At 71.3% G+C, this 12506-nt stretch carries 2 protein-coding genes; both read left to right on the top strand.

Going from position 1 to position 12506, the window contains the following annotated elements; translation table 11 throughout:
* Window positions 1-4268 (top strand): SDR family NAD(P)-dependent oxidoreductase (locus ACIRL2_RS50890; RefSeq protein ID WP_402242567.1); only part of this gene is annotated, 4268 nt, incomplete at its 5' end.
* 57 nt (window positions 4269-4325) lie between these two features.
* Window positions 4326-12506, top strand: an 8181-nt coding sequence (locus tag ACIRL2_RS50895; protein WP_402242569.1) for an SDR family NAD(P)-dependent oxidoreductase, incomplete at its 3' end; no start/stop codon positions are given.

Consider the following 12506-nt stretch of genomic DNA (forward strand, 5'->3'; position numbering starts at 1 on the left):
CCCACATCCAAGACACCACCACCCTCAACGCCCACTACTGGTACGACAACCTCCGCAACCCCGTCCTCCTCCAACCCACCATCGAACAACTCACCCACAACAACCACCACATCTACATCGAGTCCAGCCCCCACCCCGTCCTCACCCACGCCATTTCCGACACGGCCAACAACCCCAACGTCCACGTCGTGGAAACCCTCCGCCGCGACCAAGGCACCCACCACCGCTTCACCACCAGCCTGGCAACCCTGCACACCCACGGCGTTTCCCGAGCGCTGGCCACGCACATCCCCCCGCCGTCCGCGTCGGGCACCCCCGATCCCGGGTTGCCGACGTACGCCTTCCAGTACCGGGACTACTGGCTCGACACCCCGGCCGTCGCCAAGGACCCGAGTGGGCTCGGACTCGTCTCGACGGAACACGAGTTCCTCGGGGCGGCGGTCGAACTCGCCGACGGTGGACCGCTGGTACTGACCGGCCGGGTCTCGCTCGCCACCCACCCGTGGTTGGCCGATCACGCGGTCCTGAACACCGTGCTGCTGCCCGGCACCGCGTTCGTCGATCTCGCGCTGCACGCCGCCGAGCTCGGTGACACACCGAACCTCGAAGAACTCGTCCTGGAGAACCCCCTCGTCGTCCCGGCGATCGGCGCCGTCCGGCTCCAAGTTGCCGTCGCCGCCCCGGACGACACCGGCCGGCGCGCCGTCACCATCCACTCCCGCAGCGACGACGCGAACACCGACCAACCCTGGACCCGGCACGCCGCGGGCACCCTGGCCCCCGACCCACTCGGCGCCACGGCAGCGACGTTCGACGCGACGAGTTGGCCGCCTGTCGATGGCGTGCCGATCGACGCCGACGAGTTGTACGGGACGCTGGCCTCCGCTGGTTACGGATACGGCTCGGTATTCCAGGGGGTTCGCGCCGCCTGGCAGGTCGGCGACGATCTCTTCGCCGAGGTGAGCCTGCCCGAGGGCACCGACCCGGCTGCCTTCGGGCTCCACCCCGCGCTGCTCGATGCCGCGCTCCACCCGATGGCGCGCGACCTCCTGTCTCGCGACGACGAACGAGGGGACGCGGACGACGCGACCGACGGATCGATCCGGTTGCCCTTCTCCTGGCGCGGTGTTCGGCTGCACGCCGCCGGTGCACGTTCGTTGCGGGTTCGGCTTGCGCGCGTGGGCGACGGGGTCGTTGCGCTCGACGTCGCCGACGCGGTCGGCGCGCCCGTGGTCTCGGTCGGCGCGCTGGCGACTCGGGCGATCTCGCCGGAGCACCTCGCCGCGTTGGCCTCGGCGGGACAAGGCGACACCCCACACCGGCACGAGGCGCTGTTCCGGCTCGACTGGACGCCGCTCTCGTTGACCTCGGCCGACGGCTCGTCGACCGACGAGGCCGACAGGCCGATCCGGTCCACCTCGTCCACTGGTTCAGCCGACCCCTACGCCTCCGTTCCGCCCGTCCTGACCCCTGACGAACTGCTGCACTGGCTGGGCCGTTTCGACAATGGCGCCGAGCAGCCGGCGGTGCTCGTGCTGGACGCCGCGACACCGGTCGCGTCGGGTACGGACGGCGACTCCGCCGACCCGGCCGCCACCGTACGGACGATCACCCGGCGCACGCTCGCGCTCCTTCAGGAGTGGGCGGCGAACGAGCAGCTCACCGGCATTCGACTGGCCGTCCTCACCCGAGGTGCCGTCGGCACCCACCCCGGCGAGGACGTGGCCGACCTGCCGGGCGCCACGCTCTGGGGCCTACTGCGCTCCGCGCAGTCCGAGAACCCGGATCGCTTCATCCTCGTCGACACCGACGGCAGTGCCGAGTCGCAGCGTGTGCTTCGGCTCGCGCTGGCCACCGGTGAACCCCAACTCGCGCTGCGACATGGGCAGGCGTTCCTGCCGCGTCTGACCCGTCCGGTGGCCGACGAGGTCCTGGCGGTGCCCGCGGACGGTGCCAACTGGCGGTTGGCGTCCGCGCATACCGGCACCCTGGAGGATTTGTACCTGGAACCCGCGCCCGAGGCCCTCGAACCACTGGGCGAGGGACAGGTTCGGCTGGAGGTGCGGGCCGCCGGCCTGAACTTCCGGGACATTCTGATCGGCCTCGACATGGTGCGCGGCGACTCCCGGCCGCCGGGCGGCGAGGGCGCCGGCGTGGTTCTGGAGGTCGGCCCGGGCGTGAGCGATCTGGCCCCCGGCGACCGGGTGATGGGCCTGCTGCCGGGCGGTGTCGGGCCGATCACGGTCGCCGACCACCGGGTGCTCACCCAGGTGCCGAACGGGTGGACGTACGCCGAGGCGGCGGCTGTTCCGGTGGTGTTCCTGACCGCGTACTACGGCCTGGTCGACCTCGCCGAAGCACAACCGGGCGAAACACTCCTCGTCCACGCCGCCACCGGCGGCGTCGGCATGGCCGCCGTACAACTCGCCCACCACCTCGACCTCGACGTCTACGGCACCGCAAGCCCCTCCAAATGGAACACCCTCCGCGCCCAGGGACTCGACGACACCCACATCGCCAACTCCCGCACCCTCGACTACGAACACACCTTCCACACCGCCACCCACCACCACGGCGGCATCGACATCGTCCTCAACTCCCTCGCCCACGAACACGTCGACGCCTCACTCCGCCTCCAACAACCCGGCGGACGCTTCCTCGAAATGGGCAAAACCGATATCCGCGACCCCCACACCATCACCACCCGACACCCCGGCATCACCTACCGGGCCTATGACGTCCTCGACCCCGGCCTGGATCGGGTCAAGGAAATGCTGGTCGCAATCCGCGAGTTGTGCGACAGCGGGGCGATCCGGCCGCTGCCGGTGACCGCCTGGGACATCCGCCGTGCACCCGAGGCCTTCCGCTACCTCAGCCAGGCCCGACACACCGGCAAGGTCGTCCTCACCCTCCCCCGCCCCCTCGACCCCAACGGCACCATCCTGATCACCGGCGGCACCGGCACCCTCGGCAGCCACACCGCACGACACCTCATCACCCGACACGGCGCCAAACACCTCCTGCTGACCAGCCGCAGCGGACCGGATGCCGTTGGCGCCACAGCACTCCAAGAGGAACTCACCGCACTCGGCGCCCGGATCACCATCACCGCATGCGACGCCGCCGACCGCACCGCGCTCACCAAACTCCTCGACGCCATCCCCTCGGCGCACCCGCTCACCGCCGTGATCCACACCGCGGGCACGCTCCGGGACGCGGTCCTCGGCGGGCTCACCGACGACCACGTCGATGCCGTGCTCCGTCCGAAGGTCGACGCCGCGTGGAACCTGCACGAGCTGACCCGCGACCACGACCTCGCGCGCTTCGTCCTCTACTCCTCGGCCGCGGGCACCCTCGGCAATCCGGGTCAGGCCAACTACGCCGCCGCCAACACCTTCCTCGACGCGCTCGCCCACCACCGACACACCCGCGGCCTTCCCGGCAGTTCGCTCGCCTGGGGGCTGTGGGCCGAGAGCAGCGGGATGACCGGCCATCTCGACGACTCGGACGTCGAGCGACTCGCGCGCACGGGCTTCCTGCCCATCACCAGCGCGCAGGGCATGGCGTTGTACGACGAGGCGGCGGATCTGCGGCATCCGGTGCTCATCCCGTTCCCGCTCGACCTGGCGACGTTGCGCACCCGGGCGGGTGACGGGGTACCCGCGGTACTGCGCGGCCTGGTGCGGGCGCGGCTCCGCCGCGCGGCCGAGGCGCCCGCGGCACCCGGCGACATCTCGGCCTCGCTCGCGGACCGGCTGCGCGCGTTGCCCCCCGACGACGCGCGGGAGCGGTTGCTCGAACTGGTACGCGCCCAGGCGGCGGCCGTGCTCGGGCACTCGGCGTCCGAGTCCGTCGAGGCGGAGAAGGCGTTCAAGGAACTGGGCTTCGACTCGCTCACCGCCGTCGAGTTGCGCAACCGGCTCAACATCGCGACCGGCCTGCACCTGCCCGCGACGCTGGTCTTCGACCACCCGACGCCGAGCGTCCTGGCCGAGTTTCTGCGTACCGAGTTGGTGCCCGCCGACGCACCCGCGCTGCCGCTGCTCGCCGAGGTGGATCGGTGGGAGGCGGCGCTGGCCACCGCCGTGCCCGACGACGGGACCAGGGAACGTTTGGCCGCCCGGCTGGCGGACTTCGTGGTCCGGCTCAACGAGTCGGCGAGCCGTACCGGTGCCCCGGGCGGCGACGCCGCGGTGGCCGAGAAGATCGACGCAGCCTCCGACGACGAGATCTTCGACTTCATCGACAACGAGCTCGGCATCTCCTGAATCACCCGTTCCGACCACAGTGACTTCGCGGTTTCGCGTTAGGGAGTGTTACGCCAGATGGCCAACGAGGAGAAGCTTCGCGACTATCTCAAGCGGGTGACCACGGACCTGCACCAGGCCCGTCGCCGACTGCACGAGGTGGAGTCCGAGAAGCACGAGCCGATCGCGATCGTGGGCATGGCCTGCCGGTTCCCCGGCGGCGTCGACACCCCCGAGGGGCTCTGGCGGTTGGTCGCGGACGGCACCGACGCCATCGGCGGGTTCCCCGCCGGGCGCGGCTGGGACCTGGACGGGCTGTACGATCCCGACCCGGAACACCCCGGGACCTCCTACGCCCGGACCGGCGGCTTCCTGGAGCGCGCGGACGGCTTCGACGCCGCGTTCTTCGGGATCAACCCCCGCGAGGCCGCGGCCACCGACCCGCAGCAGCGGCTGTTGCTGGAGACGGCCTGGGAGACCTTCGAGCGGGCCGGGATCCGGCCCTCGGCGCTGAGCGGCAGCGACACCGGTGTCTTCGTCGGCGCCATCGCGCAGGACTACGCGCCGCGCCTGCACCAGGCACCGGAGGCATTGGAGGGCTATCTGCTGACCGGGAACACCACGAGCGTGGCGTCCGGTCGCCTGTCCTACACCTTCGGTCTCGAGGGTCCCGCGGTGACGGTGGACACGGCCTGCTCGTCGTCCCTGGTCGCGCTGCACCTGGCGGTCCAGTCGCTGCGACAGGGCGAGTGCTCGCTCGCGCTCGCGGGTGGTGTCACGGTGATGGCCACTCCGGGGCTGTTCGTGGAGTTCAGCAGGCAGCGCGGGCTCTCCCCCGACGGGCGGTGCCGCTCGTTCGCCGGCAGCGCGGACGGTACCGGGTTCGCCGAAGGCGTCGGACTGGTGCTGGTCGAGCGGTTGGCGGACGCACGACGCAATGGGCACCACGTACTCGCAGTGATCCGCGGCTCGGCGGTCAACCAGGACGGCGCGAGCAACGGACTCACCGCGCCCAACGGCCCGTCCCAGCAGCGGGTGATCCAACAGGCCCTCACGAGTGCCGGATTGACGCCGGATCAGGTCGACGCGGTGGAGGCGCACGGCACCGGCACCACCTTGGGTGACCCGATCGAGGCCCAGGCGCTGATCGCCACTTACGGGCAGGACCGCCAGGGCGGGCCGCCGCTTCGGCTCGGCTCGATCAAGTCGAACATCGGACACACCCAGGCGGCGGCGGGCGTCGCCGGGGTGATCAAGATGGTGCTGGCCCTGCGGCACGGGGTGTTGCCCAAGACGCTGCACGTGGACGAGCCCGCGCCGCACGTCGACTGGTCGGCCGGCACGGTATCGCTGTTGACCGAGGCGGAACCATGGCCCGAGACCGACCATCCCCGCCGCGCGGGCGTCTCCTCCTTCGGGATCAGCGGCACCAACGCCCACGTGATCCTGGAACAGACCCCCGAACCCGAGCCCGCCGAGGAGGCCGCGGCGGATCCCGAGCGTCCGGACACCGGTTCGACCGCCGCGCGGACGAACGAGGACGACCCGGCCACCGCGGCGGTGTCGCCGTCGGGGCCCCTGCCGTGGGTGTTGTCCGCCCGCACGCCGCAGGCACTGCGGGAGCAGGCCGAGCGGCTGCACGCGTACGTCACGGCACATCCCGACGCCGACCTCACCGCGATCGCGGGCACGCTCGCGACCCGGCGAACCGTCTTCGACCGGCGCGCGGCCGTCGTGGGCATCCGTCGCGACGACTTCCTGGCCGGGCTGTCCGCCCTCGTACAGGACCGAAGCCTGCACACCGCGGTAAACGGCCATCGGCTCGCCGGACCCGGCCGGACGGCGTTCATGTACACCGGGCAGGGCAGCCAACGACCGAGCATGGGCGCCGAACTCCGCGCCGCGTACCCGGTGTTCGCCGACGCCTTCGACGAGGTCGTCGCCCATCTCGATCCGCACCTGGACACGCCTCTGCGCGAGGTGATCGACCACCACCCCGAACTCCTCGACCAGACCCGCTACACCCAACCCGCACTCTTCGCCCTCCAAACCGCACTCCACCACCTCCTCACCCACCACGGCATCACCCCCGACTACCTCATCGGCCACTCCATCGGCGAACTCACCGCCGCCCACCTCGCCGGAGTCCTCACCCTCCCCGACGCCGCCACCCTCGTCACCACACGCGCCCGCCTCATGCAAACCGCACCCACCGGCGGCACCATGATCGCGGTCAGCGCCGCGCCCAACGAGCTGGCCGAACTCCTCGACGGACACCAGCACCTGGTCTCCGTCGCCGCCCACAACGCGCCTCGGGCCACGGTGATCTCCGGCGATCGAGAGCTCTGCCTCCGCATCGCCGAACAGGCCCGCGCGGCCGGTCACAAGACCAAGGAACTCAAGGTCAGCCACGCGTTCCACTCACCCCACATGGAGCCGATCCTCTCCGAGTTCCACGCCGTGGCCGCCGACCTGACCTACCACTCCCCCCACACGCCCCTGATCTCCAACACCACCGGGACGATCGCCACCGCCGAGCAACTCGCGGATCCCGGCTACTGGACCAACCACATCCGCCACGCCGTGCACTTCCACGACGGCATCACCACCCTCCACCGCGAAAACGTCACCACCTACCTGGAGTTGGGTCCGGACACCACGCTCACCGCGCTCGCTCGGGAGACCGTCGAGAGTCTGCGGTCGGACGACACGGCCCAGGACACCTCGCCGGCCTTCATCCCGACCTCGCGCCGTGAGCAGCCGGAGCCGGAGATTCTCGTCACCGCCGTCGCGCATGCCCGGTTGTTCGCGCGAACTCCGGTATGGGGCACAGTGGTTCCGTCAAAAGCCGGGTTCGTGGACGATCTCCCGTCCTACCCCTTCCAGCACGAGAGCTACTGGCTCGAAGCACGCGCGGGTGCCGATGTCGCCGCCGCCGGGCTGGACGCGAGCGACCACCCGCTCCTCGCCGCCGCACTCCCCCTCGCCGACAACGACGGACTCATCCTCACCGGACGCCTCTCCCGCACCACCCACCCCTGGCTCACCGACCACACCGTCCTCGACACCACCCTGCTCCCCGGCACCGCCTTCATCGACCTCGTGATCCAGGCGGGCGACCGGGTCGGGTGCGACACGATCGAGGAACTGACCCTGGAGGCACCGCTGGTGCTCCCGGTCCGGGACGGGGTGGATCTCCAGCTCACCATCGCCGGCCCGGACGAAGCGGGACGGCGTACCGTCACCATCCACTCCCGACCGACCGGCGGGCCCGGCGGTCGCGGGGGTCACGGCGCCGGCGCCGAGTCGGCCTCATGGACGCGGCACGCCACCGGTGTCCTGGCCGAGCGCGGGGGCGCCGCACTCGGCACGGCCGATGACGACGCGGCGGCCGAGGTCTGGCCGCCCGCCGGGGCCGAGGCACTGCCCGTGGGTGACCTGTACGAGCGGCTGGCCGAGCGCGGCTACGCCTACGGTCCGACCTTCCAGGGCGTGCGCGCGGTCTGGCGGCTGGGCGGCGAGCTGTACGCCGACGTCCGCCTGCCCGAGGACCGGGCGGGCGACGCCGCGGGATACGGGCTGCACCCCGCTCTCCTCGACGCGGCACTGCACCCGTTGGTGCTGGACACCCTCGCGGGCGACGCGCCCGAACCGGACGGCGTGCGCCTCCCGTTCACGTGGTCGGAGGTGACCCTGCACGCGACCGGCGCGACCGCGCTGCGCGTACGGCTCACCCCGACCGGGACGGACCGGATCGCGCTGTCGGCCACCGACGAGGCGGGCGCACCGGTCGCCGCGGTCGAGGCGCTCGTACTACGGTCGATCGCAGCCGATCGGCTCACCGCGGTCACCGAGGACACCGGCCGAGACTCCCTCTTCCACCTGGACTGGCTCGCCGCGCCGGCCCCCGAAGGCAAGCCGGCCGGCGTCCCGTTCGCGGTCCTGGGTGCCGACCCGCACGGCATCTCCGCGTCCGCCGACGCGGTGTACGCCGACCCGGCCGCGGTGGCGACCGCGATCGCGAACGGCGATCCGGTACCGGGGCTGGTCGTCACAACGCCGATCGTCGACCCGGGTGACGACGTAGCCGGCGCCGCCCACGCGGTCACCCGTGCGGCGCTCGCGCTGCTCCGGGAGTGGTCCACCGACGAGCGGTTGGCGTCGACCCGCCTGGTCGTACTCACCCGTCACGCCGTCGCCACCGACGCACACGACCCCGTGCGGCCGGCCGGCGCGCCGGTGTGGGGGCTCGTGCGCACCGCGCAGACGGAGCACCCCGATCGCTTCGTCCTGGTGGACCTCGACGACGATCCGGCGTCGTACGCGGCCCTGCCCGCCGCGCTCGCCGAGGGCGAATCGCAGCTCGCGCTGCGCCGGGGAGCGCGGTTCGTCCCGCGTCTGGTCCCCGCTCACTCCCGTCCGTCGCTGGTGATTCCGACCGCCGCCGAGCCGGCGTGGCGACTCGATGTGACCGGGCACGGAACGCTGGACAACCTCGCGCTGCTCCCGTCGCCGATCGCGGACGCTCCGTTGACGGAGCATCAGGTGCGACTGTCGGTGCGCGCAGCCGGTCTGAACTTCCGGGACGTGATGATCACCCTCGGCATGTACCCGGGTGAAGCCCTGATCGGCAGCGAGGGCGCCGGGGTGGTCCTGGAGGTCGGCCCGGGAGTCACCGACCTGGCCCCCGGCGACCGGGTGATGGGCCTGCTCGAAGGTGGTGTCGGACCGCGCACGATCGCCGACCGGCGATACCTCTCCCGAGTCCCGGCGGACTGGACGGACGAGCAGGCCGCCGCGACCCCGATCGTGTTCCTGACCGCGTACTACGGCCTGGTCGACCTGGCCGAAGCACAACCGGGCGAAACACTCCTCGTCCACGCCGCCACCGGCGGCGTCGGCATGGCCGCCGTACAACTCGCCCACCACCTCGACCTCGACGTCTACGGCACCGCAAGCCCCACCAAATGGAACACCCTCCGCGCCCAGGGACTCGACGACACCCACATCGCCAACTCCCGCACCCTCGACTACGAACACACCTTCCACACCGCCACCCACCACCACGGCGGCATCGACATCGTCCTCAACTCCCTCGCCCACGAACACGTCGACGCCTCACTCCGCCTCCAACAACCCGGCGGACGCTTCCTCGAAATGGGCAAAACCGATATCCGCGACCCCCACACCATCACCACCCGACACCCCGGCATCACCTACCGGGCGTTCGATCTCATGGAGGCGGGTCCGGAGCGCATCCGGGAGATGCTCGCCGCGTTGCTGGCTCTGTTCGAAAGCGGGGCGATCCGGCCGCTGCCGGTGACCGCCTGGGACATCCGCCGTGCACCCGAGGCCTTCCGCTACCTCAGCCAGGCCCGACACACCGGCAAGGTCGTCCTCACCCTCCCCCGCCCCCTCGACCCCAACGGCACCATCCTGATCACCGGCGGCACCGGCACCCTCGGCAGCCTCACCGCACGACACCTCATCACCCGACACGGCGCCAAACACCTCCTGCTGACCAGCCGCAGCGGACCCGACGCCCCCGGCGCCACAGCACTCCAAGACGAACTCACCGCACTCGGCGCCCGGATCACCATCACCGCATGCGACGCCGCCGACCGCACCGCGCTCGCCGCACTCCTCGACACCATCCCCACCGACCACCCACTCACCGCCGTCGTACACACCGCCGGCACCACCCACGACGCCACCCTCACCACCCTCACCGACCAACACCTCGACACCGTCCTACGCCCCAAGATCGACGCCGCCTGGAACCTCCACCAACTCACCCACCACCACAACCTCACCCACTTCCTCCTCTACTCCTCCATCGCCGGCACCCTCGGCAACCCCGGACAAGCCAACTACGCCGCCGCCAACACCTTCCTCGACGCACTCGCCCACCACCGACACACCCACCACCAACCCGCCACCTCACTCGCCTGGGGACTCTGGACCGAAACCAGCGGAATCACCGACACGCTCGACGCCACCGACCGGGCCCGGGTGGCCCGCAGCGGACTGGTGCCGCTCGACAGCGGAACCGGGCTCGCCCTGTTCGACACCGCCGTGGCGAGGGGGGACGCCCTGGTCGTCCCGGCCCACCTGGACCCCGCCGCACTCCGTGCCCAGGCGACGGCCGGGACCCTGCCCACCCTGCTGCGCGGCCTCGTTCGCATCTCGACCCGACGCACCGCCCATGCCGGCGGGGCCGGTGCGGGCTCCTCGCTCGGTCGGCGGCTGGCCGGTCGGTCCGCCGCCGAGCAGGACGAGCTGATCCTGGACCTGATCCGGACCCAGGTGGCGGCCGTGCTCGGCCACGCCACCCCCGAGGCGGTGGATCGCGAACACGCGTTCGGTGACCTGGGTTTCGACTCGCTCACCGCCGTCGAGCTGCGCAACCGGCTCAACACGGCCACCGGCCTTCGGCTCCCGGCGACGCTGATCTTCGACTATCCGACCCCGCTCGCCCTCACCGCGTTCGTCCGCGCCGAGGTCGTCGGCGGACTCGTACCCTCGGCGGGAGTACCCACCGCGCGCGTACTCGGTGACGGCGGGCCGGCCGAGGACCCGATCGCGATCGTCGCGATGAGCTGCCGCTTCCCGGGCGGCGTCCGCACGCCCGAGGACCTGTGGCGACTGGTCGCCGAAGGCACCGACGCCATCGGTGGATTCCCCACCGAGCGCGGCTGGGATCTGGACAACCTCTACGACGCCGACCCGAACCGGGTCGGACACACGTACGCGCGTGAGGGCGGATTCCTCTATGACGCGGACCGGTTCGACGCGGAGTTCTTCGGCATCAGCCCGCGCGAGGCACTGGCCACCGACCCACAACAACGGCTGCTCCTGGAGACCGCGTGGGAGGTGTTCGAGCGGGCGGGCATCGACGCCGCCGACATTCGCGGCACCGACGCGGGTGTGTTCGCCGGGGTGATCTCACAGGACTACGCCTCGGGCCTGGCCAAGGTGCCGGAGGGCGTCGAGGGCTATCTGTCCACCGGGAACACGACGAGTGTCGCGTCGGGTCGGGTGGCCTACACGTTCGGGTTCGAGGGTCCGGCGGTGACGGTGGACACCGCGTGCTCGTCCTCCCTCGTCGCGATCCACCTGGCCGCACAGTCGCTGCGCAGCGGCGAATGCTCGCTCGCCCTCGCGGGCGGGGTGACCGTGATGGCCACGCCGAGTTCGTTCATCGAGTTCAGTCGGCAGCGCGCGTTGTCGCCGGACGGCCGCTGCAAGGCATTCTCCTCCACCGCCAACGGCACCGGCTGGGGCGAAGGCGTCGGCCTCCTCCTGCTCGAACGCCTCTCCGACGCCCAACGCAACGGCCACCCCATCGTCGCCGTACTACGCGGCTCCGCCATCAACCAGGACGGCGCCAGCAACGGACTCACCGCACCCAACGGCCCCTCCCAACAGCGCGTGATCCGCCAGGCACTCGCCAACGCGCGACTGGCGCCGGACCAGGTGGACGCGGTCGAGGCACACGGTACGGGAACCGTGCTGGGCGACCCGATCGAGGCTCAGGCCCTGCTCGCGACGTACGGCACCGACCGCGCTGCCGACCAGCCGTTGCGCCTCGGGTCGATCAAGTCGAACATCGGGCACACGCTTGCCGCCGCCGGGGTGGCCGGGGTGATCAAGATGATCCTGGCCATGCGGCACGGCGTACTGCCCAAGACACTGCACATCGACGAACCCTCCCCGCTCGTCGACTGGACCGCAGGCGCGGTCACCCTGCTCACGGAGAGCGAATCGTGGCCGCAGACGGACCACCCGCGCCGCGCCGGTGTCTCGTCCTTCGGCATCAGCGGCACCAACGCGCACGTGATCATCGAGCAGGCACCGGTGTCGGTCGTCGCGCCGGCGCCGGTCGACCCGGAGCCGCAACCGGAAACCCCGGTTGTCCCCGACTCATTGCCCACCCCCTGGCTGTTGTCGGCGCGTTCGCCACAGGCGCTGCGCGAGCAGGCTCGCCGTCTTCGCGAACACCTGGACAGCCGGCCCGACTTGTCGGCGACGACGGTCGCCCGTGTACTGGCCGGGCGCACGCTGTTCGAGCACCGCGCGGTAGTCATCGGCAACCACACCGCCGGCCTCAACGCCCTCGCACAGCAGCAGGAAACCCCGGACCTCATCCAGGGCACCGCGACCACCGACCCCGGCAAGATCGTGTTCGTCTTCCCCGGACAAGGCAGCCAATGGGACGGCATGGCACTCGACCTCTACGCCACGTCCACACCCTTCCGC

Source organism: Embleya sp. NPDC127516 (assembly GCF_044765325.1).
Classification (GTDB): domain Bacteria; phylum Actinomycetota; class Actinomycetes; order Streptomycetales; family Streptomycetaceae; genus Embleya.